Below are 23,975 nucleotides of genomic sequence, written 5' to 3' on the forward strand. Positions count from 1 at the left end.
TTACGTCAGCGTGCGCTGCTTCGTCTCGGGGGAGAAGAACGCCATCCACAGCACCGACAGCAGGACCAGCCCGCCGGCAAGCGTGAAGGACGTCGCCAGTCCCAGTTGCGGCCACAGGACCGAGGCGAAAATCAGCGGGCCGAATCCTGCACCAAACCGCGAGAATGTGGACGCCCAGCCGAAGCCCGTGCCGCGCAGGTCCGTGGGATACAGCTCGGAGACATAGGTGTACAGCACCGGAATGGCCACCTGCACGATGAACCCGAACATCAGCAGCCAGAACACGGCCGCGGCCGGGATGTCCACCACGAACGCCACGATCACCAGGGTCAGCGCGGACAGTGGCCCGGTGATCGCCAGGATCCACTTGCGGCCCACCCGCTCCACAAGCACCGCTGCCACCACCACGCCCAGGAGCCCGACGGCGGCCATGGACGCCGTGGTCAGGAAAGCCTTGTAATCCTCGAAGCCGGCGCCGATCAGAATCCGCGGCATCCACGTCAGGGACAGGTAATAGACCAGCAGGATGCTGAAGAACAGGGACCAGGCAGCCGCGGTGATCTTCCAGTTGAACCGCCAGACGCGGGCCAGCTGGAGCCAGGCGCTGCCGGCGGAAAGCCGCGGCGCATCCTGCGCGTCCGGGAGGCTGTAGGCGCGGGGCTCGGCGCCCGTGGCTTTGACCAGATCGTCAATGACGTTGGCGGCCTCGTCACGGCGGCCCTTGCGGATGAGGAACAGCGGCGACTCCGGCACGCTGCGCCGCACCCAGAACACCAGCAGCGCCGGCAGCACCATCACCAGCATGGTCAGCCGCCAGTCCGCGAAAGCTGCAACCAGCCAGGCGGAGACAAAGCCGCACAGCGCGGCGCCCACCGGCCACCAGCCGTCCATTGCCGTGAGCACTCTTCCGCGCTGCTTCCGGGGTGTGAACTCACCCACCAGGGCATAGTCCACCGGGATGCACCCGCCCAGGCCGAATCCGGCCATGAAGCGGAACACACAGAACCAGACGAAATCAGGGGAGAAGGCGCCCAGGACCGTGAACAGGGAAAAGATCAGCAGGGTGGCCGTGAAGGCCTTCTTGCGCCCGATGGTGTCCGCGATGGTGCCCCACGCGAACGCGCCGAGGGCCATGCCGATGAGGTTCGCCGTGCCGATCCACGCGGCATCGCCGGGGGCGAGCGCCCAGTGCTTGGACAGCAGCGGAATGAGGATCCCGTTGAGCGTCACGTCCCACGCATCGAACATAAAGCCCAGGCCGCCGATCAGGAAGATCCGCCCCTGGACTTTCCATCGCCACGGCAGTTCCTGGACCACCTGTTCGCCGCTGGGCACAGTGGTGTAAGTATTCATCTCGGCCTCCTGAGAAAACTCTACGTTGCACGGCAGGGTCCGTGCGCAGGCCTTCTGGGTCCGGGCGCAGCCTTCACAGTCGGGCGCGCAGGGAGGGCAGCCCGCGGGACACGATAAACTGGCCACATCCCCACCAACCGCGGCACCCACCGTGTCAAAAGACGGAGACCTTTGTGAGCTTTACGCAGCTAGACCGTGTTCCCATCCGCCGAGCCCTGATCTCGGTCTACGACAAGACCGGTCTGGAGGAGCTCGCGAAGGGCCTGCACGAAGCAGGCGTCAAGATCGTCTCCACCGGCTCCACCGCCAAGAAGATCGCCGCCGCAGGCATCCCGGTGCAGGAAGTCGAGGAAGTCACCGGTTCGCCGGAGATGCTGGACGGCCGCGTCAAGACCCTGCACCCGCGCGTGCACGGCGGCATCCTGGCCGACCGCCGCGTCCCGGCCCACATGGAAACGCTGGCCGGCATGGAGATCGAGGCATTCGACCTCGTCGTCGTGAACCTTTACCCGTTCGTCGAGACCGTGAAGTCCGGTGCCGCGCAGGACGACGTCGTGGAGCAGATCGACATCGGAGGCCCCGCCATGGTGCGCTCCGCCGCGAAGAACCACGCCGCCGTCGCCATTGTGGTGGATCCCACGTTCTACGGCAACGTTGTCCGCGCCGCCGCTGAAGGCGGCTTCGACCTGAAGACCCGCCAGCGCCTGGCTGCCAAGGCCTTCGCACACACCGCCAGCTACGACAACGCCGTGGCCACTTGGACCGCCAGCCAGTTCCTCGATGAGGACGGCGACGGCGTGATCGACTGGCCCGCCTACGCCGGCCTCGCGCTGGAGCGCTCCGAGGTCCTCCGCTACGGCGAAAACCCGCACCAGCAGGCAGCACTGTACGTCGACAAGGCCGCTCCTGCAGGCATCGCCCAGGCAGACCAGATCCATGGCAAGGCAATGAGCTACAACAACTTCGTTGACGCTGACGCCGCCCTCCGCGCCGCGTTCGACTTCGCCGAGCCCGCCGTGGCCATCATCAAGCACGCCAACCCGTGCGGCGTGGCCGTCGGAGCCGCGGATGCCGCCGACCCGATCGCCGACGCCCACGCCAAGGCGCACGCCTGCGATCCTGTCTCCGCGTTCGGCGGCGTCATCGCGGCCAACCGCACGGTTACCGCCGGCATGGCCAGCACCGTGGCCGGAATCTTCACCGAAGTGGTCATCGCGCCCGGTTTCGAGCCGGAAGCCGTGGAGATCCTTTCCAAGAAGAAGAACATCCGCCTCCTGTCCCTGCCGGAGGGTTACGGCCGCTACCCGGCTGAAATCCGCCAGGTCTCGGGCGGCGTGCTCGTCCAGATCTCCGACAAGGTGGACGCCGACGGCGACAACCCCGCCAACTGGACCCTCGCCGCCGGCGAAGCCGCTGACGCCGCCACGCTGGCCGACCTCGCGTTCGCCTGGACCGCCTGCCGCGCCGCCAAGTCCAACGCCATCCTGCTGGCCGATCACGGTGCCGCCGTCGGCATCGGCATGGGCCAGGTCAACCGGCTCGATTCCTGCAAGCTGGCCGTGGAACGCGCCAACACGCTGGGTGTGAAGGTGGAGTCCGACGTGGAGGGCGCCGGCGGTGCCACTAACGTCGGGACGACAGCAACAGGCGCCAGCTCCGCCCCGCAGCGCGCCCGCGGTGCCGTGGCAGCCTCCGATGCGTTCTTCCCGTTCGCCGACGGACTGCAGATCCTGATCGACGCCGGCGTCCGCGCCGTGGTCCAGCCCGGCGGTTCCGTCCGGGACGACGAAGTCATCGCCGCGGCCAACGCCGCCGGCATCACCATGTACTTCACGGGCGCCCGCCACTTCTTCCACTAGGGCCCAGCACCACGAACGACGGCGACCGCCCCCGAGAAGGGGACGGTCGCCGTCGTCGTTCATTCAGTTAGTCCTCTGCGGCTTCCGCGTCACCGTCGGGGCTTGCCGCCGGCTCTGCGAGCCGGACCTCCCGGGGCTTCGCTTCGGCCATTCGTTCCGGCGTCCAGTAGGCGAGGATCTCCTCCGGGGTCTGGCTGGTGCTGCTGTGGCTCACGCCCCGGTCAGCAGGCTCCGGGTTGTCAGTTCGCTGACGATGCACTCGAGTACGCCTGCTGGATGACTGAGCCCCAGTACGGTCCGTACATAACCTCGGACCGGCTGCCGTAGCCGTAGCTGTTGACGGAGTTCTGGTAGCCGCTGGAGCCGGTGCCGATGAACCACGGACCGCCCGAGGAGCCGCCGGTCATGTCGCACGGGATGCCCTGGGTCTGGAACTGCGGGCTGTACGGATCATTGCTGGCCGGCCCGGTGCAGCTCACCAGGGATGCGCCGTCGAACGGGGCGGCGGCGGGGTAGCCGTAGGACTTGTAGGCCAGGCCGCGGGCAGCGTTGAACTGGACGCCCGATGCGCCTACAACGTCGGCCAGGTTCTGTCCGTCGAGCTGGGAAACCACGGCGAAGCCCGTGTCGTACTGCATGTCCCCGGCCGAGCTCCACTGGGTGGGGGTGTACAGGCCCTTGGCGGCCCACTTGCCGTACGGCGCGGCACCGTCCACGTACGCGGGGACGAAGATGAAGTTGGTGGCAAACGCGCCCGGTCCCTCATTGAGGCAGTGGCCCGCGGTGGACACGGTGTTCTTGTTGTTGGAAACCACCGAGTTGCCGGAGCAGACGTAGTTTCCGCCGGCCATGGTGAAGAAGACTTTGCCAATGTGGGACACCGGATTCTCATCTGCATGCAGCGGCGTCTTGCCCTTGCCCGCCTTGCCGGCAATCCTGGTGCTTGATCCCTTTTCCACCGCAGCGGCAGACGAAGCGTTGCCGCGCTGGAGGGCCTTGCTGGCCAACACATCGCCGGGAACCGCCGTGCGCATGCGGTCGGCCGTCCAGTAGCTGGCGACATTCGCGCTGTCCACCGGCTGGCTGGCGACCTGCCCGCCGTCCGGGGTTGATGCGGGTGAGGCAGTTGCCCCGCCGGCTGCGCAGACCGCAAGCACTGCCGCGGCGGTGAGGCTCAAGAGGCTGGAAGCCAGAGTCTTCGATTTCGTCATGGTTGTCCTAACCAGTCGTGATGCGGCGGCCTCAGATGGTGGCCGCCGCTAGTGGAGATGAACCTACCCAGCCGTGACAACTTTGTAAAGAGATACACAACTCTTGTATTGCGGATTTTACGGCGTTCTCTCCGGTCCCCCCACAGCAGCTGGCGGGGTCATGCTACGGCCCTCCACGGGTCCCGATGGGCGTCGACCCGCCCTACTCGGGTAAGTTAAGCATGTTGAAATAACGCGAGAGTTCCAGATGTATATACCTTCAGGAGACGCCCAAGCAATGGCCAAGATTATCTATACCCACACTGACGAAGCGCCCATGCTGGCCACCTATTCGTTCTTGCCGATCGTCGAAGCCTACGCGTCGACTGCCGGTGTGGAAGTGGAGACGCGCGACATCTCCCTCTCTGGCCGCATCATCTCCGTTTTCGGTGACTACCTCACCGAAGAGCAGCGGATCAGCGATGCCCTGGCCGAACTTGGCGACCTGGCGAAGAAGCCGGAAGCCAACATCATCAAGCTCCCTAACATCAGCGCGTCCATTCCGCAGCTGAAGGCGGCCATTGCCGAACTCCAGGCCAAGGGCTACGACCTTCCGGACTACCCGGACAACCCGTCCTCCGACACCGAGACGGACATCCGCTCCCGCTATGACAAGATCAAGGGCTCGGCCGTCAACCCGGTCCTGCGCGAAGGCAACTCGGACCGCCGCGCGCCGCTGTCCGTGAAGAACTACGCCCGCCAGAACCCGCACTCCATGGGTGCGTGGAGCCCGGAGTCGAAGACCAACGTGGCCACCATGGGTGCCGAAGACTTCCGCTCCAACGAGAAGTCCGTGGTCATCGAAGCTGACGACACGATCAAGGTCCAACTGGTCAAGGAAGACGGTACCGTCAAGGTCCTCAAGCGCGGCTTCCCCGTCCTGGCCGGCGAAGTTGTTGACGGCACCGTGATGCGCGCCGCCGCCCTGGATGAATTCCTGGCAGCCCAGGTTGCCCGTGCCAAGGAAGAAGGCGTGCTCTTCTCCGCACACCTGAAGGCCACCATGATGAAGGTCTCCGACCCCATCATCTTCGGCCACGTGGTCAAGGCTTACTTCACCGAGCTGTTCGACACGTACGGCGTACAGCTCGCCGCGGCCGGCCTGAGCCCGAACAACGGCCTGGCGTCCATCCTGGGCGGCCTCGAAGAACTTCCCGAAGATGTCCGCGAAGGCGTCAAGGCTGCCATCAAGAAGGGCCTGGAAGAGGGCCCCGCACTGGCGATGGTGGACTCCGACAAGGGCATCACCAACCTGCACGTTCCCAGCGACGTCATCGTTGACGCCTCGATGCCCGCCATGATCCGCTCCTCCGGCCACATGTGGGGCGCGGACGGCAAGGAAGCCGACACGCTCGCCGTCCTCCCGGACAGCAGCTACGCCGGCATCTACCAGGTTGTCATCGACGACTGCCGCGCCAACGGCGCCTTCGACCCCACCACCATGGGCACCGTCCCGAACGTGGGCCTCATGGCGCAGGCCGCCGAGGAATACGGCAGCCACGACAAGACCTTCGAGATCCAGTCCGCAGGCACGGTGCAGCTTGTAGACAGCAAGGGTGCCGTCCTGATTGAACACCAGGTGGCCCCGGGCGACATCTGGCGGGCCTGCCAGGCCAAGGACGTGCCGATCCGCGACTGGGTCAAGCTGGCTGTCACCCGCGCCCGCGCCTCCGAAACCCCCGCCGTGTTCTGGCTGGACGAGGAGCGCGCACACGACGCCAACCTGATCGCCAAGGTCAAGGAATACCTCAAGGAATACGACACCGAGGGCCTCCAGATCGAAATCATGTCCCCGGTGAAGGCCACCGCGTTCACGCTGGAGCGCATCCGCAAGGGCGAGGACACCATCTCGGTGACCGGCAACGTGCTCCGCGATTACCTCACGGACCTCTTCCCCATCCTGGAACTGGGCACCAGCGCCAAGATGCTCTCCGTGGTCCCGCTGATCAACGGCGGCGGCCTCTTCGAGACCGGTGCAGGCGGGTCCGCCCCGAAGCACGTCCAGCAGCTGCTGAACGAAAACCACCTGCGCTGGGACAGCCTGGGTGAATTCCTGGCCCTCGCGGTCAGCTTCGAGCACCTCGCCACCACCACGGGCAACAAGCGTGCCCAGGTCCTCGCCGACACCCTGGACCGCGCCACCGGCACGTTCCTGCTCGAGAACAAGTCCCCGCGCCGCAAGGTGGGGGAGCTGGACAACCGCGGAAGCCACTTCTACCTCGCCAAGTACTGGGCCCAGGAGCTGGCCCAGCAGACCGACGACGCCGAACTGGCCGCCGACTTCGCGGCTGTCTCCGGAGCCCTGACCTCAAACGAGGACACCATCATTGCCGAGCTGCTCGCAGTCCAGGGCTCCCCGGTGGACATCGGCGGGTACTACCGCCCGGACGTGGCCAAGGTTGCCGCGGTGATGCGTCCGTCCGCGACATTCACTGAAGTGCTGTCAGGACTGGCCAAGTAGCCAGACCCGCAGAGCGCGAAACGCCCCGCCTCCCATCACGGGAGGCGGGGCGTTTTTCGTGGGTGGCGCAATGGCGCTCGGCGGCGCCGTCACGCGGCGGCTGCCCCGCGGCGTCAGCGCTGAACGTGCTTGCCGAACGGCGGTTCGGTTGCCATGTCGGGGTCGGTGTTCACGGGACGCTCCGTGGGCTCCGAGTCGTAGCCCACTTCCTCTTCGAGGGGGACCGCAGTGGTGGCAGCAATCGGGATTTCCTTCGTGCCGGTCCCGGCGGCACCGCCGCTGACCTCGCCGCCGCTCACCCCGCTGTCGCTGACGCGTTCCCGCCAGGCGCCGGTCTCCACTTCGCGTTCTTCAATGAACTTCTTGAACCGTTTGAGGTCCGAGGCCACCTGGTGCGAATCAAGCCCGACGGCGGCTCCGACCTTCTCCACTGCGGAGTCCGGCTCCCAGGCGAGTTCAACGCTCACCCTGGTTTCGGTCGGGTTGAGTGCTTCGAACCATACAGTTCCGGCGTTGTGCGGCTCGTCCAGGCTTTCCCAGGTCACGCGCTGGTCCGGCTGCTGGACGGTGATCCGGGCGTCGTATTCGCGCTTGACGCCGGCGATGCTGGTTTTGAAGCGAACGGTGGTGTCGTCGAGCTGCCGGACAGAGTCCACGCCGCTCATGAAGTGCGGAAAGTCCTCGAACTGGGTCCACTGGTTGTAGGCCTGGCTCAGCGGGACGTTTACGTTGATTGATTCCTGGACAGTTGCCATGCGTACATCACTCCTTCAGCTGGCGGGCCGGTGGCCCCGCGGTTCTGATCTCGTTGCGGGCTTCATGGGCGCGCTTAATCAAACCTAGCGACATTCACGCCCAATAGTAAGTTTGCTGATGAATATTCCGCCGTTCCATTGTGGTTGCGGAGCATCTTCCCTAGAGTACTAAGCAAGCTTAGCTTCCGATCTGAGGCCGGTTGCAGCGGCGGATTGTCGATACCGAGGAGAAAAGTCCATGCCAGAAGACCGCAACATCCAGATTCCCGGTGCCGTCTCGAGCGAACCACCCAGTGTCGCCGAACCGACCGAACCACGTGAGCCGCTCCCGCCCAAGCTTGACCAGCAGGGCCCCGAAGCCGTCTCACCGACGGGAACCCCGAGCGGCGCCCCGGTCCACTCCCGCGCGCAGTCCGGCGCCTACCTCACCACGGCGCAGGGCCTGAGGCTCCAGGACACGGACCACTCGCTGAAGGCGGGCCGGCGCGGTCCCGTGCTGCTCCAGGACCACCACCTGCGCGAAAAGATCACCCACTTCGATCACGAGCGCATCCCGGAGCGCGTGGTGCACGCCCGCGGCGCCGGAGCACACGGCACCTTCCGCGCCTATGGGTCGGCAGCGAACATCACCCGTGCTGGGTTCCTGGCCAAGGACGTTGAAACCCCTGTCTTCGTCCGGTTCTCCACGGTCCTGGGCTCCCGCGGCTCCGCCGACACTGTCCGGGACACCCGCGGCTTCGCCACCAAGTTCTACACGGACGAGGGCACGTTCGACCTGGTGGGCAACAACATCCCGGTGTTCTTCATCCAGGACGGCATCAAGTTCCCGGACATCATTCATGCCGCCAAACCGCACCCGGACCGCGAGATCCCGCAGGCCCAGAGCGCCCACGACACGTTCTGGGATTTCGTTTCGCTCCACACCGAGGCACAAGCCCACACCATGTGGAACATGTCCGACCGCGCCCTGCCCCGCTCCTACCGCACCATGGAAGGCTTCGGCGTCCACACTTTCCGCTTCGTGAACGCCGCTGGTGAAACGGTGCTCGTCAAATTCCACTGGAAGCCCAAGCAGGGCGTGCACTCGCTGGTCTGGGAGGAAGCCCAGCTCATCAACGGCATGGACCCGGACTTCCACCGGCGCGACCTTGCCGACGCGATCGAGTCCGGAGCTCACCCGGAATGGGAGTTGGGAGTGCAGGTGTTCCCGGACACCGAAGAGGAATTCTTCGAGGGAATCGACCTGCTGGACCCCACCAAGTTCGTGCCTGAAGAGCTCGCCCCGGTGCAGCCGATCGGACTGATGACGCTCAACGCCAACCCGGTGAACTACTTCGCCGAAACCGAGCAGGTTGCCTTCCACCCCGGCCATCTGGTGCCGGGCATCGACGTCACCAATGATCCGCTGCTGCAGGTGCGGCTCTTCTCCTACATCGACACGCAGATCTCAAGGCTGGGCGGCCCGAACTTCGGGCAGATCCCGATCAACCGGCCGCAGGCGCCCGTCAATGACATGCTCCGGGACGGAATGCACCAGCAGGCGGTTCATGGGGGAGCGGCGCCGTACCACCCGAATTCGCTCGACGGCGGCTGCCCCTTCCTCGCCGGGGCGGACCTCAGTGCGTTCATCGACGTTCCCGAGCAGCTGGCGGCGGCCGTCAAGGAACGGAAATCGCCGGCGTCGTTCGACGATCACTTCAGCCAGGTGCGGCTCTTCTTCAGGAGCCTGAGCCCGGTGGAGCAGGACCATGTGATCCAGGCCTACACTTTCGAACTCGGCAAATGCCGGGAGGAAGCCGTCCGGGAACGCCAGCTGCGGAACCTGGCCAATGTCGACGCCGGACTTTGCGCTGCCGTCGCCGCTGGCCTGGGCATGCCGGCGCCCGCAGCTTCGGTCGATGTGGCAGACGCTGACCCCAGCCCCGCGCTATCCCAGATCGGCGGAACCTGGCCAGTGAAGGGGCGCGTGGTGGGTATTGTGGCCGACGCGTCCAGCGATCTGGCTGCTGTGCGTGCCGCGCGCACGGCGTTGGACGCCGCGGGCATCGTGCCGTTGGTGGTCGCACCGTCAGGAGGGTTCCTGGGAGCGGAGTCCGACGGCGGGATCCCCGTCCAGCGCACCTACCTCACCGCTCGCTCCACGGAGTTTGACGCCATGCTGGTCGCCGGGTCCGCTGACCCCGCCTCGGACGCCGACCAGGGGTTGGATGCCAAGGCCGGCGAGCCCGGCGCAACCCTCGATCCGCGGGTGATCCTCTTGCTTTCCGAGACGTTCCGCCACGCGAAGGCGATCGGCGGCTGGGGCGCAGGTGCCGCCGTCGTGGACGCCGCGAGCATTCCGCAGGATGCTCCCGGTTTGGCCTTTGGTGACGGGCCGGCAGACGTTGTTCCACTGCTTCAGGAGCTGCTGGCGGCGCACCGGGCATGGGAGCGTTTCCCGGCGTCCGGGTCCTGATTCTCAACAGTATGTCTGCGCGTTCCGCGCTGGCGGGTCAAGGCAGGGACGGTTGAAGTCCGGTGGCGGAGAGCCGGTTTCAGTCGTCCTTGTCTTTGCCTTTTTCGCCTTTGCCCGGCCCGGAATTTCCCTGCGCGGGTGCTGGAGCCGGGACCTGGGCCGGCGGCTGCGCGGCAGCCTGCGAGGCCTGGGCGGCGGCTGCGGCAGCTGCTTCTGCGGCCGCAGCTTCCGCCGCGGCAGCTTCGGCTTGAGCCTGCGCCGCTGCCAGGTCGGCGCGGACTGCTTCGATGGCCTTCATGATGCTCTGGTGGCGTTTGAAGGATACGCTTCCGTCGGCCGCCGAGGCGTCAAGCTGCGCAACGAGCTCGTCCAGGGATTTCATGGCTGCAGCCGGATCATTTCCGGCAGCGGCCTCGGAAACCGTCAGCACCTTGGCCTGCAATTGCTGGGCGGCATCCTTTTGGAGGTCGGGGGCTGCTGTGCCGCAGCCAGCCAGAACAGCCGAAATCAGACCCGCAGCCAGGACTGTCCGCCAGGGCTTGTGCGACAACTGCCGGGGGCGGGGCATCGACGATGAACTCACGGTTCCACGCTCTTCTGTAGCTGGTCGAGGTGTTCTCCGAGGGTGCCGGTGACCGCCGGGTATTGAACAGGAGCCGGTGTTTCGGGTGTATTGACGGAGAGGATGATCACGGCGGCAACCGCCAGGGCTGCCAGCACGGCCAATGCGGCAGCCAGCTTGCCTCGTCTGCCCAGCGTTCGAAGGCGCTGGGCGGTGCTGGTGCGCACCGGGCTGCGTCCCGTGGCCTTCCTGGGAGCGGTGGTGCGCGGGCCGGTCTCCCAATCCGCTGTCCTGATGTTTTCCGGGACAGCAAGGGGCGGACGCGAAGGGGGTGCGGGAAGTACCCGCGTGGGCTCCCCAGCCATGGCGCCGGGCGCGGATTCCGGTGAGACCAAGGCCTGCCGGAGGGCGGTCTCAAGATCGGCGGCCGACGGACGGTCCAGCGGGTTCAGGTCCGTCATGGAGCTGATGAGCCTGGACCATTCGGCGGGAACGCTGCCGGGGATTTCCGGGGAACGGTGCAGGCGCGCCACGGCGGATTCAATGGCGCCTCCCGGATACTCCACCGCGCCCTTGATGCATTCGAGCAATACCAGGCCAAGGGAATAGATGTCGCTGGCGGGACCCAGGTCCGCGCCCCGTGCCTGTTCCGGGCTCAGGTAGGCGGCTGTCCCCACCATGGTCCCGGTCGCGGTCAGCCGTGTGCCGTCGATGATCCTGGCGATGCCGAAATCCGTCAGTTTGGGACGCAGGGGTTCACCCGGCCGGACCTGCACCAGCAGGATATTGGCCGGCTTGATGTCGCGATGGATGATGCCCAGGTTATGGATGTAGGCCAAGGCATCGGCCACGCCGGCTCCGATCACCGCCAGTTCATCCAGCGGCACGGGACTGTGCCGGATCCGGGTCCGGAGGTCCTGCCCCTCAATCAGCTCCATGGTGAGGAACGGGCGGGGCTCCTCAGGCACACGGGAATCGATGCCCGCATCGAACAGCGTCACGAGGCTCGGGTGGTTCAGCGTGGCGAGGAGTTCGATCTCCGCCTCTTGGCGCTTGAGTTCGTCGGCGTCGGTGGATTGCGGGGCAAAGAGCTTCAGTGCAACGTCCCGGCCGAGGTTCTCGTCCCTGGCCGTGTAGACCGATGCCATGCCACCGCGTCCGATGACCTCGCCGAGACGATAGCGGCCGCCTAGGACCTCTGCCGTATCACTGGGCGAACTCTCCACGATGTGCCATCCTTTTCAGCGTTCCGGCGGAACGCACTCCAAGAATGATACGGGCACTGCTATCAGTTTTCATAAGGCTGCTTGGTAGTTCTGGTGCGTGTGCCGGAATCGCCGCGGGCAGCGGCCTGGCCCGGGAGGCTTTGCGGGCTTCCCGGGCCGTTCCCTTGAATATTCCTAGATCCTGGCCGGACAGGATGCGGGCGGCGCCCGTCATCCTGTCCGTTCCCGGACTAGGCCTTCTTCCGCCGGTACAGCACGAGCGTGATGATCATGCCCGCCGCGAGGAGAAGCAGGGCCGCAGTCAACAGTTCAACGTTGGCCCCCGTGTTGGCGAGCATCGGTGCACTAGTGCCTGCCGTGGCCTTGGCTCCCGTGGCGGCCACCGTTGCAGCCGAGGGATTCATGCCGGTTCCGGTAGCTGCACCGCCGGGGTTGATGCCCGGGGCGTTGGTGCCCGGGACGTTGCCGCCCGGCTCGACGCCCGTAGCAGGAGCGCCGGGGTTGGTTGCACCCGGGACGGTACCACCCGGGACGGTGCCACCGGGGACGGTGCCACCGGGGACGGTGCCACCGGTGGCGGGTCCGCCGATACCCAGATCAATGCCGAGGTCGATCCCGAGGTCGCCAGTGGTGCCGGTCCCCGTATCGGTTGAGCCGCCCACACCGAGGCCGACTCCCAGATCCACGGCAGTATCAGTTCCGGTGGTGCCGGTGCCGAGCCCGAGGTCCACGACTGCGGTGACATCGGTTCCGGCGCTGCCGGTGCCGAGGCCAAGGTCTACGACGGCGGCGAGGTCAGCTGTGGTCGTGTCGGTACCCGTGGTGCCGGTGCCGAGGCCAAGGTCTACGACGGCGGCGAGGTCAGCTGTGGTCGTGTCGGTACCCGTGGTGCCGGTACCGAGGCCAAGGTCTACGACGGCGGCGAGGTCAGCTGTGGTCGTGTCGGTACCCGTGGTACCGTTGCCGGCGCCAAGGTTGACGTCCACAGCAGCGGCGAGGTCGGCGGTGGTGTTGTCGGTTCCTGCTGTCCCGACGTTGCCGGTGCCGAGGTTGACGTCGGCAACTGCCGCGACGTTAGCCGTCGTGGCGTCGGTACCCGTGGTGCCGTTGCCGGCGCCAAGGTTAACGTCGACGACTGCGCCCAGGTCAGCGGTGGTGGTATCGGCTCCGCTGGTGCCGTTGTTGGTGCCGAGCCCGAGGTCTACAACGGCGCCGAGGTCAGCTGTGGTCGTGTCGGTACCCGTGGTACCGAGGCCGAGATCTACAACTGCCGCGACGTTAGCCGTCGTGGCGTCGGTACCCGTGGTGCCGGTGCCGTTGCCAAGGTCTACGACGGCGGCGAGGTCAGCTGTGGTCGTGTCGGTACCCGTGGTGCCGAGGCCAAGGTCTACGACAGCGGCGAGGTCGGCGGTGGTGTTGTCGGTTCCTGCTGTCCCGACGTTGTTGGTGCCGAGCCCGAGGTCTACAACTGCGGCGAGGTCAGCTGTGGTGGCGTCGGTACCCGTGGTGCCGTTGCCGGCGCCAAGGTTGACGTCGACGACTGCGCCCAGGTCAGCGGTGGTGGTATCGGCTCCGGTGGTGCCGTTGTTGGTGCCGAGCCCGAGGTCTACAACTGCGGCGACGTCAGCCGTCGTGGCGTCGGTACGCGTGGTGCCGTTGCCGGTGCCGAGATTGACGTCGACAACTGCGCCGAGGTCAGCGGTGGTGTTTTCCGGCGTTGAGTCACCCAGTAGGCCCAACGACGAGTTTGCGGCAACCGCCGCTGAGACCGTGGCGGTAGTGCCGGATGTGAGACCATCCGACCCGCTCGTTGTATCCGCTGCGCTGGCAGCGGTGGTGCCGAGGGCTAGTAACCCTCCGGCAAAGAGGGTGCTGAGCAGCCCTCTGCGGATATGTGCGTGCATTGTGATTTCTCCTGAAAGTTGTTGTTGGCCGCCCAAGGCAGCCCAAGTGGCCGTTTTCCGCGCATAGGCGCAGGGGAGGCCCAACTAATCAGGAGATGAACCGGGGTCGAAAGACACCGGCGCAGGGGAATTCTGCAAGGGGCCGCTGACGGGGAATACACCGGTCAGTGGAACGTCCAGGTGGAAAGTGGAAAGCCAAGCGGAGCCGCCCGGGCCCGCGCCGGACGACTGGCTGGTCCCCGAACCTGAGCCCGGAACAGCCGGAAGCTTATAAGGGCCTGCAGTGCCGTCGCCGTTGCCGGGGGATTCAGGGCTCCAGGCAGGCGCAGAAGAACGCGCCGAGCCAAGGTTGGCGACCGGCAACGATAGCGCGGACTCCGGCGTTAGCGACAACCGGTAACTGAGGGGGATGGCGTCCAACTGCACGCCCGGGGCTAGCCCGACTTCGGTGCCGAAAACGCCGTCGAAAGCGGAAGAATCCGTAACGGCCGCAAGTCCCGGGGCCAGGGCTTCACTACCCGGAAGAGGGAGTGGCAGCGTATCTGTGCCCGCCAGCAGCTCGTCCACCGGCTCAAGGACCGGTTCAAGAACGGGCAGGGCATCGCCCGCGGCGGGCAAAACGGCGTGAGCGGCTTCGGCCACAAACGTGTCAGCTGCCGCGATTACCGGTGACGTGACCGTGCCGCTGGTCCCGCTGGGCACAATCTGGTCCACCACCGGAACCGCGTCGATGAAGTAGTCCACGGTTCCGGTTGCCGCGCCGGTAAGAGGCTGAAGCATGCCGGCCGATTCGGGAGCTGCCGGTTGGGCTGGAGGTCCGGCGACAGCGTGCCCGACGGAGGCCAGGGCATCGTTGACGGGGGTAGCGGCTGTTCCGGCCACCGACGAAACAGACGAGCTGATGGTGCCCAACAGCGAACCGGTATCGGGTGTCGACTCGGCGTTGGCAGCTGGGGCTGAAAGTGCCAGCCACGCCGTTGCTGCCGCGCCTGCAAGGAGCAAGGGACGGAGCGTGCGCCATGGCGAACGTGCTGATTCCATCCGCGACACCCCCCGATGCTCCTCGAAAAATCGACGATGCCTACAGCCTAGGCACGACAAAGAGCAGGAGTCCAGAGTTTTCGGTTAATAGTCCGGCGAATTGATTATTTTCCGATGACCGGCGGGCCGGGTTAGCGCGCATCATTCGGGTAGGCCACGCCGAGCTGCGCACGGACGCCGTCGAACAGCCGCATGACATTCAGCGAATCCTCAAGCGGCATGACCGGGCTCTCCGTGAGTTCCTGCTGGATGCAGCGCGTGACCTCGCGGAGCTCGTAGGTGTAGCCACGGCCGACAACGTCGAAGCGTTCAATCCGCGGTTCCTCCATGCCGATCCTTACCAGCAGTTCCCTGGGGTTATTGATTGAACCGATGGACTGCAAATACCCCAGGCTTCCAGCGACGGTGGCTGTTCGCGGACCGTAGGCAGTGAGGGACGATGTCAGTTGGGCCTGCGCTCCGTGGTGGTATCCGAGCGTCAACGCGTTCTGGGCATCCACGCCGTCGTCGTTTACAGTGCCTGTGGCACTGACGGACTGAGGCAGGCCCAAGGTTCCCAATGCCCACAACAGGGGGTAAACCGTCAGATCGAGGAGTGCGCCGCCGCCGTCGTTGAGGGCCCAGATACGTGCGGTGGGGGAGTAGACCGCCGGGAATCCGAGATCCGCGTTGACCCACTGGACGGATCCGAGTTCCCCGGACGCCGCGATATCGAACGCTCGCTGCATGCTGGGCAGGAACCGGCTCCACATGGCTTCCATCAGGAACAGCTTCCTGGACCGTGCAAGGGCCACGAGCTCGGCAGCTTCCCGCGCGTTGATGGTCAGGGCCTTTTCGCACAGCACGTGCTTGCCTGCATTGAGTGCGGCCAGTGCAACTTCGTAGTGCTGGGCGTGGGGAGTGGCCACATAGACCACATCCACGGCGCTGTCCGCCAACAGCCGCTGGTAGCCTGTGCCGCTGGCATCGTCACCGTACGTTTTGGCAAAACCGTACTTGGCCGCGAACGCATCAGCGGTAGCCTGCGTGCGGGAGCTGACCGCGTAGAGTTCCGCATCGGCGAGTTGGACGAGGTCCTGCACCACCGCTTGGGCAATGCCTCCTGTTGCTACTACGCCCCACCTCAGAGTGCGTCCTGTGGCGGAACGGGGATCCTGGTCGGACTGGCTGAACAGCCACGGCTGCGCGATAGGGGCACTCATTGTGCCATCCTCTCACTCAGCTGAGAGAGCGTTCAGGAAATACGCGCAAGTAGTGAGAGAGCGTCCGAATATTTCGTGCGAAAAGTGAGAGAGGGTTGCCTTAAAGACTGCAGGAGCTGAGAGAGGGTTCAAATCGGCCCTCCCTTAGCTCCCGCCGACGCTCCCGGGCGCTCCCGCCTGCCCTCCCTCAGCTCCCGCCTACGCCGACGCGGCCATTCCCACCCGGGTGCGTGCCGGCTCTTCGGTGAGGCGCCCCTGCTGCAGCCGAAACCGGCGGTCCGTCTTGTTGGCCAGTGCCCTGTCGTGCGTGACCACCAGGATGGTGGTGTTGTGGTCGCGGCTGAGCGAGCTGAGGAGCTCGATGATGTGGTCACCGGTCTGCTCGTCCAGGTTGCCGGTCGGCTCGTCCGCGAGGATGAGCTTCGGCTCATTGGCCAGCGCGCGGGCAATCGCTACACGCTGCTGCTCGCCGCCGGACAGGCGGTTGATGCGGCGCACGTGCTTCTCCGGATCCAGCTGCACCTGCTCCAGCAGTTGCTTGGCCCGTGCAAGCCGCGCGGCCTTGCGGACCCCCGCGAACTCCATGGGCAGCATCACGTTGTCCACGGCGGACAGGTTGGGGATCAGATTGAACTGCTGGAAAACGAAGCCGATGTCGCGGCGCCGGTACTCGGTCAGTTTGCCGTCCGGCATGCTTGCCAGGCTGACGCCGTTGACCACGACGTCTCCGCTGGTGGGCTTGTCCAGCGCACCCAGCAGTGACAGCAGCGTGCTCTTGCCGCTGCCGCTCTTGCCCACGATGGAGGCGAGCGTGCCCTGTTCGAGTTCGAAGCTGACGTCGTTGACGGGTTTGATGGTGCGGTCGCCGGACTTGAAGGTGCGGACGAGATTCTTGACTTCGATCATGGCTACTCTCCTCGGAGGACTTCGATGGGGCGGATGCGTGCTGTCAGGAGCGCCGGGACCAGCGCACCGATGATGGCGACGCCGAACACTGCGGCGATACCGGCGGCGATCACGCCCGGGGAGGCGCTCGCGGTGACGGTCGTCAGGAGCTGGGACGCTCCGCCGAACGGCCCCCCAGAGGGAAGACCGGCCCCGCCGCCGGGGAAACCGGCCGCCCCTCCCGGCATGCCGCGCCCGGTGGTGGCCGCCGTCGTCGTCGATGAATTGGAGCTGATCAGGGCGGAGGCGATGCCGCCGCTGGCGAAGGAGGCGACGGCGGCACCCACCACGCTGCCGAGCGCCACCAGGACCAGCGCCTCGAGGACGAACTGGAGTCCGACGGTGCGGTTGGGGGCGCCGATCGCCTTGAGCACACCGATTTCGCGACGGCGCTCGCGGACCAGCATCACCATGATCAGGAGGATGATCAGGCCGGCCGTGCCCAGTGCGGCGACGAACGCGATCAGTGAGATGTTCTTGACGCTGTCCAGGGAGCTGACGGCCGTCTCAAGGTTGCGCTGGCCCTGGGTGACGTCGGCTTTATCTGTACCGAGGGCGCCCTGGAGCGCGGTCTTGGCGGCGTCCACGTTCTCCATGCTGTTCACCGTGACGATCATCGTGGACAGTTCACCGGGCAGTTCAGCCAGTGTCTGGGCGGAGGGAAGCGTCAGGTACAGGGCGTTGTTGCCGAACGTGGTGCCGGCGTCGAACAGGCCGGCCACTGTGTAGGTCTGGTCATTGATGGTGAACGTGGAGCCCACCTTGAGGCCGTTTTTTTCGGCGAGGGTGGTGCCCAGGAGCGCGTTGGTTGACTCGGCGGTGTAGTCGCCCAGGCCGGAACCCTCGGTGATCGTCAGGGCCTTGCCCGTGCTGTCCACCTCGGCGCCGATTCCGGTGGCGGTGATGGGCAGCGACATGGTCCGCGCCCGCTGGGTGGTTCCGGTGGACCCGGTGGTGCCCTGGCTGGCCTGGTTGCGGTTGCCGAGGGTTCCGGCGTCGACGGCGGGGGTGAGGCTGGTGGTCAGCGTGGTGGTGCTCTGGCCGCCGGGTCCGGTTGTCTGGGCGCCGGTGGCCGCCTGCGCGGCTGCCTCGGTTGCGTTGCGCAGGCGCAGCGCCTTGGTGCCGACCACGCCGGTAACGTTGGGTACGGCGGCCGCGGTTGCGGCCTGTTCAGCCGTGAGCGGTTCACCGCCGCCTTCGAAGCCCTGGCCGCCCGCCGGGTTGACGGTCAGCACGGTGCCCACCGAGGCGTTCAGTTCCGTGACTCTGGCGGCAACTGCCTGGTTGGCCACCAGCATGGACAGGGCCAGGCCGATTGCCACGGCCAACACCGCCACCACGGCCCCGGTTCGGACCTTGTTTCTGAAGGCATTGCCTACACTTCGGGCGAGGACGCTCACGGTACTCCTAGGATCTCTGGCCGGACAGGATGGCCGGCGTGCTGATCCCACATTGGTGCTCGTGGCTGTGCGGAGGACGGGCCGAAGCTATGAATGCGCTGTGAAGACCGGGCGGCTGTGCGGTCCGGGGAACGCAAGAGCCCCGGTCCCACCCTCTCGGGCGGGCCGGGGCCCTTGACTCGCAGGCGCCGAAGCGCGGACTACTTGGTGATCGGGCCGAGTACCGGATCGTCGACGTAGGCCGTCTTGACGTTCTCCTTGGTCACGATGACCGGCTCCAGCAGGTAGGCGGGAACGGTCTTGACCGTGTTGTTGTAGGACTTGTCATCGTTGATCTCCGGCGTCTTGCCGGCCTGGATGTCCTTGACCATGGTGATCGCGTGCTCAACGAGCTTGCGGGTGTCCTTGTTGATGGTGGAGTACTGCTCGCCGGCCATGATCGACTTGACGGACTCAACCTCGGAGTCCTGGCCGGTGATGACCGGAAGCGGCTTGCCCGCAGCCTTGACGGACGTCAGGACTGCACGCGCCAGGGTGTCGTTCGGGGACAGGACACCGTCCAGGGAAGCGGTGCCGTAGCTGCCCGTCAGCAGGGTGTCGGCCCTACGCTGGGCGTTCTCCGCCTTCCAGCCCTGGGTAACGGCCTGCCCGAAGGACTTCTGGCCGGACAGCACCTTCAGCGTTCCGTCGTCGATCTTCGGCTGGAGGATGCTCATGGCGCCGTCGAAGAAGACCTTCGCGTTGGCGTCATCCGGGGAACCGGCGAACAGTTCGATGTTGTACGGGCCGGAAGGCTTCTTGGCCTTCATGCCGTCCAGCAGCGCCTGCCCCTGTAGCTCACCCACCTTGAAGTTGTCGTAGGCCACGTAGTAGTCCACGTTCTCGGTGTTCAGGAGCAGGCGGTCGTAGGCGATGATGGTGGCGCCGGAGTCCTTGGCCTGCTTGAGCTGGGTACCCAGCTGGGCGCCGTCGATGGCACCCACGATGATGACCTTTGCACCCTTGGTGACCATGGCGCTGATCTGGTTCTGCTGCTCGGAGACGCCGCCGTTGGCGAACTGCACGTCGGCTTTGAAGCCGGCTCCGTTCAGGCCGTCGTTGAACAGCTTCTCGGCCAGCACCCAGTTTTCACTGGTCTTCTGGGGGAGTGCGACGCCGATCGAGGAGTTCTTGGGGAATGCCTCGCCGCCGCTGCTACCACCCGTGGTGCCGGTTTCGGCACGGCCGCAGGCTGTCAGCGCCAGTGCCGCAATAGCAGCGATCGCTGCTGCCTTTCCTGCTTTACCAATCATTTGCATTGCTTGGTTCACTTTCTTTAGATGGTGTGCGGAGAATCGTGGGGAAGCGCTCAGGCTTCCTTGCGGATGACGTCCTTCGTGGCCGTGGTCTCGTCCGGCTGCAGCTCGGTGCTGGTGCGGCCGAAGTTCTTCATCATCATGCCGATGATCGACTTCTTGCCCTGGGTCTTGTTGTAGACGTCGAAGGCGACGGCGATCAGGAGCACCAGGCCCTTGATGATCTGGGTGAGGTCTGCGCCGACGCCCAGGAGCTGCAGGCCGTTGTTCAGCACGGCCATGACCAGGCCACCGACGATCGAGCCGATCACGGTGCCCACGCCGCCGGTCACGGCGGCGCCGCCGATGAAAACAGCCGCGATGGCGTCCAGTTCCCAGCCGACGCCGTCGAACGGGCCGGAGGCGGTGGAGCGGCCAACGAAGATCATGCCGGCCAGGCCGGCCAGGATGGACATGTTCATCATCACCAGGAAGTTGACCTTCTTGGACTGGACGCCTGAGAGTTCGGCGGCGTGCCGGTTGCCGCCCACAGCGTAGATGTGGCGGCCGACGATGGTCTTGGACGAGATGAAGCCGTAGATGATGACCAGGACGGCGAGGATCAGGCCGGGGATGGGGAAGGACGTGCCCGGGCGGCCGGTGGCGAACAGGTACGTGGCGTACAGGATGGCACCGCAGATCAGGACCAGCTTGAGGATCATCACCCAGGATTCGGGGACTTCGGCACCCAGCGCGATGGCCCGGCGGCGTGAACGGACTTCGCTGAACACTACCCAGGCCACGGCCAGCAGGCCCAGGAGCAGGGTGAGGTTGTTGTACCCGGTGCTGGGCCCCACCTCGGGGAGGTAGCCGGATCCGAGGTACTGGAAGTCGTTGGGGACCGGGATGGTGTTGGACTTGCCGACGAACTGGTTGAAACCGCGGAACAGCAGCATGCCGGCCAGGGTGACGATGAAGGCAGGGATGCCCACATAAGCTGTCCAGAACCCTTGCCAGGCTCCGATCAGCGCCCCGAGGGCCAGGCCCAGCAGGACGCCGGCGTACCAGGGGATCCCCCAGTCACGGATCGCCAGGGCCACGGTGACGCCGACGAAGGCGGCCACGGAGCCGACAGAGAGGTCGATGTGGCCGGCAATGATCACCAGGACCATGCCGATGGCCAGGATCAGGATGTAGGAGTTGCCGTTGAAGAGGTTGATGACGTTGCCCGGGGTGAGCGTGCGGCCCTCAGTGAAAATCTGGAAAAAGACGATCAGTGCAACCAGGGCGAAGATCATGCCGAATTGGCGGGTGTTTCCGCCAAAGAGCTTCTTGAGCGCGTTCATTGTTTCGGTCCTTGTGTCTGGAAGGTTCTGGAAGTATCCACAGGGTCAGGCGGCGGTCTTGCGGGCGGATGTCATGAGCTTCATCAGGCTTTCCTGGCTGGCGTCATCCTTGTCCAGGACACCTGTGATGGCGCCTTCGAAGATGGTGTAGATGCGGTCGGAGAGGCCAAGCAGCTCCGGCAGCTCGGAGGAAATCACGATCACTCCCTTGCCCTGGTTGGCCAGCTGCTGGATGATGCCATAGATCTCGTACTTGGCGCCGACATCGATGCCGCGGGTGGGCTCGTCAAGAATCAGCAGGTCCGGGTCGGTGAACATCCATTTCGCGAGCACCACTTTCTGCTGGTTGCCGCCCGAGAGCTTGGCGACGCCTTCTTCCACCGAGGGCGTCTTGGTCCGCAGGGACTTGCGGTACTGCTCCGCAACGGTGAACTCCTTGTTGGGATCCACCACGTTGTGCTTGCTGATCTTCTTGAGGTTGGCCGCGACGGTGGTGGTCTTGATGTCATCGAGGAGGTTCAGGCCGAGGGACTTGCGGTCCTCTGTGACGTAGCCAAGTCCGCTGTCGATCGCCTGGCGTACGGTGCGGAGCGTGACCTCCTTGCCGTCCTTGTAGATATGGCCCGAGATGAACCGTCCGTACGAGCGGCCGAAGACCGAGCGTGCCAGCTCGGTGCGGCCGGCGCCCATCAGCCCGGCGAAGCCGACGATCTCGCCGCGGCGAACGAAGAAGTTGGAGCTCTTGCAGACCATCCGGTCCTGGATCTGCGGGTGGCCCACGTTCCAGTCCTTGACCTCGAAGAACACCTCGCCGATCTTGGGCTCGTGGTCCGGGAACCGGGATTCCAGCGTCCGGCCCACCATGCCCTTGATGATGCGGTCCTCGTCAACGCCGTCGGCCTTCACATCGAGGGTCTCGATGGACTTGCCGTCACGGATGATGGTGATGGAGTCGGCGATCTGTTCGATCTCGTTGAGCTTGTGGGAAATGATGATGGACGTGATGCCGCGGCCCTTGAGCCCCAGCATGAGATCCAGCAGGTGCTGGGAATCGGATTCGTTCAGGGCTGCCGTCGGCTCGTCCAGAATCAGCAGTTTTACCGACTTGCTCAGTGCCTTGGCGATTTCCACCAGCTGCTGCTTGCCAACGCCGATTTCCTTGATGGCGGTATCGGGATCTTCGCGCAGCCCCACCCTGGCCAGCAGCTCCCTGGACCGGGTCCGGGCCTCGGCCCAGTCGATCACGCCGCGCTTGGTGGGTTCGTTGCCCAGGAAGATGTTCTCCATGATGGACAGCTCGGGAATGAGCGCCAGTTCCTGGTGGATGATCACGATGCCGGCATGCTCGCTGGCGCGGATGTCCTTGAACTGCTGAACCTCGTTTTGGTAGACGATGTCGCCGTCGTAGCTGCCGTACGGATACACGCCGGACAGGACTTTCATGAGGGTGGACTTGCCGGCGCCGTTCTCACCGCAGATTGCGTGGATCTCGCCGGCCTTCACCCGCAGGCTTACCTCGGACAAAGCTTTAACGCCGGGGAATTCCTTGGTGATGGAGCGCATCTCGAGAAGTATCGGATCGCTGTGCGTGGTCTGGGACGTCATATGCCCTTACGCCTCCAATGCATGACTTCGTTGTCCGCCCCGCAAACCGCAGGGCCGTCTGATGAAAAAGTAAACTGGATCACAGCCCTTGTCGTCAAGTCTTTAACGCAACAGCCAGATAACGAAACGATCAGGAGCGGCGTATTCCCGCATGCTGGAAGACGAGTGCGGCAGCCCCGAGCGCCTCCGCCCGGTCGCCCAGCGAGGACATTGTCAGCGTGGTGGTCTCGCCGATTACGGGCACCGCGTGGCGGACAAGCCCCCGTCGGATGGGGTCCAGGAGCAGGTCTCCCAACCCGGCCAGCGGACCGCCCACCACAATGACTTCCGGGTTGATGAGGTTGGCCACGTTGCCCAAGGCGCGGCCTACGGCCAGGCCTGCGTCGTCCACTACCCGCAGGGTGGCGGAGTCCCGCTCCAGCGCCTTGCGGACGATGTCTTCGGCGCTGAGCGGCTTCTCCTCGCCGCGGCTGAGGAGCTCGATCATGGTGGTTGTGGAGGCAATGGTTTCAAGGCATCCCCTATTTCCGCAGCGGCAGATGAGGCCGTGTTCATGGATAGTGGCGTGGCCGATTTCGCCGGTGATGCCCACGTTGCCGTAGTACGGGGCACTGTTGAGGATCAGGCCTGCGCCGATGCCCGAACCGATCTTCAGGAACATCAGGTTACTGATGCCACTGTGGGGTCCCCAAGTGACCTCGGAGAGCGCGCCAAGATTGGCGTCGTTGTCAACAAAGACGGGGAAATTCAGCGTGTCCTCAAGGTGCTGGAGGATGTTGATTCCCACCCACTCAGGGAGGATCGCGCCTTGCGCAACCGTGCCCGTGCGGCGGTCGATGGGACCGGGAATTCCGACGCCGGCACCCACCACGGCGCTGCGTTCCACGCCGCTTTCCTCCAGCAGTTTGGCCAGGAGGTCGACGGCGGCCCGGATGCCTTCGTCGTAGTGGTGGCCCAGCGGCAGCAGCACCGACTCTTCGGCGATGATGTGGTAGCTCAGCGTGGCGAGGACCACCCGGAGGTGGCGGCGGCCGAAGTCGATCCCCACGGCGACGGCCCCGTTGCTGTTGAGCCGGACGTTCAGTGCGCGCCGGCCGGAACTGGTGATCGGTTCCGTGGACGCCAGCCCGGCGTCCTGCATGATCTTGACGATGTTGGAGACCGTGGCCGTGGACAGGCCGGTCTGCCGGGCGAGTTCAGCCTGGGTTGACGGACCGTTCAGAAGGCACTCGATGATCCGTTGCTGGTTCAGGTGCCTCAATGCGGACTGTGAACCAGGATTCTTGGTTCGGCTCCTCGTTGAGCGCGGTGTTGAGGGCATGCAATGAAGCGTGCAC

18 protein-coding genes are annotated in these 23,975 nt (G+C 65.4%); 3 read left to right on the plus strand and 15 right to left on the minus strand.

All coding sequences use genetic code 11. The features are described from left to right. Positions 1–1,353 (minus strand): MFS transporter, encoded by a 1,353-nt coding sequence (locus tag AB0N24_RS02140; RefSeq protein WP_364119812.1) that lies wholly within the window; start codon positions 1,351–1,353, stop codon positions 1–3. A 173-nt stretch (positions 1,354–1,526) separates the two neighbouring features. Between AB0N24_RS02140 and purH the strand changes: the two genes are divergently transcribed. Next, a complete protein-coding gene (purH, locus tag AB0N24_RS02145) occupies positions 1,527–3,212 on the plus strand; it encodes a bifunctional phosphoribosylaminoimidazolecarboxamide formyltransferase/IMP cyclohydrolase (protein ID WP_364119815.1) in 1,686 nt (561 codons plus the stop codon). Between the two features lie 67 nt (positions 3,213–3,279). On the opposite strand, the gene AB0N24_RS02150 is transcribed toward purH, so the two are convergent. Together AB0N24_RS02150 and AB0N24_RS02155 are read right to left on the minus strand one after the other, a co-directional pair. Further along, positions 3,280–3,426, minus strand: coding sequence for a hypothetical protein (locus AB0N24_RS02150; protein WP_364119818.1), 147 nt, complete (start codon positions 3,424–3,426; stop codon positions 3,280–3,282). Positions 3,427–3,451: 25 nt separating this feature from the next. After that, complete coding sequence (locus AB0N24_RS02155; RefSeq protein ID WP_364119821.1) at positions 3,452–4,423, minus strand: hypothetical protein; 972 nt, start codon at positions 4,421–4,423, stop codon at positions 3,452–3,454. A 277-nt stretch (positions 4,424–4,700) separates the two neighbouring features. Between AB0N24_RS02155 and AB0N24_RS02160 the strand changes: the two genes are divergently transcribed. Then, positions 4,701–6,923, plus strand: coding sequence for an NADP-dependent isocitrate dehydrogenase (locus AB0N24_RS02160; RefSeq protein WP_364119824.1), 2,223 nt, complete (start codon positions 4,701–4,703; stop codon positions 6,921–6,923). Between the two features lie 113 nt (positions 6,924–7,036). On the opposite strand, the gene AB0N24_RS02165 is transcribed toward AB0N24_RS02160, so the two are convergent. Further along, positions 7,037–7,678: an SRPBCC family protein gene (locus AB0N24_RS02165; protein WP_364119827.1), complete on the minus strand. Its 642-nt coding sequence runs from the start codon at positions 7,676–7,678 to the stop codon at positions 7,037–7,039. A 238-nt stretch (positions 7,679–7,916) separates the two neighbouring features. Between AB0N24_RS02165 and AB0N24_RS02170 the strand changes: the two genes are divergently transcribed. After that, on the plus strand, positions 7,917–10,133 hold the full coding sequence (locus tag AB0N24_RS02170; RefSeq protein WP_364119830.1) for a catalase: 2,217 nt from the start codon (positions 7,917–7,919) through the stop codon (positions 10,131–10,133). 79 nt (positions 10,134–10,212) lie between these two features. On the opposite strand, the gene AB0N24_RS02175 is transcribed toward AB0N24_RS02170, so the two are convergent. The 11 genes from AB0N24_RS02175 to AB0N24_RS02225 all read right to left on the minus strand — a co-directional run bounded on the left by AB0N24_RS02175 (position 10,213) and on the right by AB0N24_RS02225 (position 23,959). Next, a complete protein-coding gene (locus AB0N24_RS02175) occupies positions 10,213–10,716 on the minus strand; it encodes a mucin-associated surface protein (protein ID WP_364119833.1) in 504 nt (167 codons plus the stop codon). Beyond that, positions 10,713–11,921: a protein kinase gene (locus AB0N24_RS02180; protein WP_364119836.1), complete on the minus strand. Its 1,209-nt coding sequence runs from the start codon at positions 11,919–11,921 to the stop codon at positions 10,713–10,715. The genes AB0N24_RS02175 and AB0N24_RS02180 overlap by 4 nt, the downstream gene beginning before the upstream one ends. Positions 11,922–12,151: 230 nt before the next feature. Then, positions 12,152–13,825, minus strand: a complete 1,674-nt coding sequence (locus AB0N24_RS02185) for a hypothetical protein (protein ID WP_364119839.1) — start codon at positions 13,823–13,825, stop codon at positions 12,152–12,154. Positions 13,826–13,909: 84 nt separating this feature from the next. Next, positions 13,910–14,866: a hypothetical protein gene (locus AB0N24_RS02190; protein WP_364119842.1), complete on the minus strand. Its 957-nt coding sequence runs from the start codon at positions 14,864–14,866 to the stop codon at positions 13,910–13,912. 131 nt (positions 14,867–14,997) lie between these two features. Beyond that, positions 14,998–16,068, minus strand: a complete 1,071-nt coding sequence (locus AB0N24_RS02195; protein WP_364119845.1) for a Gfo/Idh/MocA family oxidoreductase — start codon at positions 16,066–16,068, stop codon at positions 14,998–15,000. A 198-nt stretch (positions 16,069–16,266) separates the two neighbouring features. Next, a complete protein-coding gene (locus AB0N24_RS02200; protein WP_364119848.1) occupies positions 16,267–16,974 on the minus strand; it encodes an ABC transporter ATP-binding protein in 708 nt (235 codons plus the stop codon). Positions 16,975–16,976: 2 nt separating this feature from the next. After that, positions 16,977–18,413: an FtsX-like permease family protein gene (locus AB0N24_RS02205; protein ID WP_364119850.1), complete on the minus strand. Its 1,437-nt coding sequence runs from the start codon at positions 18,411–18,413 to the stop codon at positions 16,977–16,979. A gap of 200 nt (positions 18,414–18,613) precedes the next feature. Further along, positions 18,614–19,711: a sugar-binding protein gene (locus AB0N24_RS02210; RefSeq protein ID WP_364119853.1), complete on the minus strand. Its 1,098-nt coding sequence runs from the start codon at positions 19,709–19,711 to the stop codon at positions 18,614–18,616. Between the two features lie 50 nt (positions 19,712–19,761). Continuing rightward, on the minus strand, positions 19,762–21,033 hold the full coding sequence (gene mmsB / locus AB0N24_RS02215) for a multiple monosaccharide ABC transporter permease (protein ID WP_364119856.1): 1,272 nt from the start codon (positions 21,031–21,033) through the stop codon (positions 19,762–19,764). 45 nt (positions 21,034–21,078) lie between these two features. After that, positions 21,079–22,638 carry a multiple monosaccharide ABC transporter ATP-binding protein gene (mmsA, locus tag AB0N24_RS02220; RefSeq protein ID WP_364119859.1) on the minus strand — a complete coding sequence of 520 codons (1,560 nt, stop codon included), beginning with the start codon at positions 22,636–22,638 and terminating at the stop codon, positions 21,079–21,081. 130 nt (positions 22,639–22,768) lie between these two features. Continuing rightward, positions 22,769–23,959, minus strand: a complete 1,191-nt coding sequence (locus AB0N24_RS02225) for an ROK family transcriptional regulator (RefSeq protein ID WP_364119862.1) — start codon at positions 23,957–23,959, stop codon at positions 22,769–22,771. Between the last annotated feature and the right edge of the window lie 16 nt (positions 23,960–23,975).

The organism is Arthrobacter sp. NPDC093128 (assembly GCF_040683875.1).
Classification (GTDB): Bacteria; Actinomycetota; Actinomycetes; order Actinomycetales; family Micrococcaceae; genus Arthrobacter.

Coding starts and splice junctions, on each gene's coding strand:
- AB0N24_RS02140 (WP_364119812.1), bottom strand. CDS start 1,353: ATGAATACTTACACCACTGTGCCCAGCGGCGAACAGGTGGTCCAGGAA.
- AB0N24_RS02210 (WP_364119853.1), bottom strand. CDS start 19,711: ATGCAAATGATTGGTAAAGCAGGAAAGGCAGCAGCGATCGCTGCTATT.
- AB0N24_RS02190 (WP_364119842.1), bottom strand. CDS start 14,866: ATGGAATCAGCACGTTCGCCATGGCGCACGCTCCGTCCCTTGCTCCTT.
- AB0N24_RS02195 (WP_364119845.1), bottom strand. CDS start 16,068: ATGAGTGCCCCTATCGCGCAGCCGTGGCTGTTCAGCCAGTCCGACCAG.
- AB0N24_RS02200 (WP_364119848.1), bottom strand. CDS start 16,974: ATGATCGAAGTCAAGAATCTCGTCCGCACCTTCAAGTCCGGCGACCGC.
- AB0N24_RS02155 (WP_364119821.1), bottom strand. CDS start 4,423: ATGACGAAATCGAAGACTCTGGCTTCCAGCCTCTTGAGCCTCACCGCC.
- AB0N24_RS02170 (WP_364119830.1), top strand. CDS start 7,917: ATGCCAGAAGACCGCAACATCCAGATTCCCGGTGCCGTCTCGAGCGAA.
- AB0N24_RS02160 (WP_364119824.1), top strand. CDS start 4,701: ATGGCCAAGATTATCTATACCCACACTGACGAAGCGCCCATGCTGGCC.
- mmsA (WP_364119859.1), bottom strand. CDS start 22,638: ATGACGTCCCAGACCACGCACAGCGATCCGATACTTCTCGAGATGCGC.
- AB0N24_RS02185 (WP_364119839.1), bottom strand. CDS start 13,825: ATGCACGCACATATCCGCAGAGGGCTGCTCAGCACCCTCTTTGCCGGA.
- AB0N24_RS02165 (WP_364119827.1), bottom strand. CDS start 7,678: ATGGCAACTGTCCAGGAATCAATCAACGTAAACGTCCCGCTGAGCCAG.
- AB0N24_RS02225 (WP_364119862.1), bottom strand. CDS start 23,959: ATGCCCTCAACACCGCGCTCAACGAGGAGCCGAACCAAGAATCCTGGT.
- mmsB (WP_364119856.1), bottom strand. CDS start 21,033: ATGAACGCGCTCAAGAAGCTCTTTGGCGGAAACACCCGCCAATTCGGC.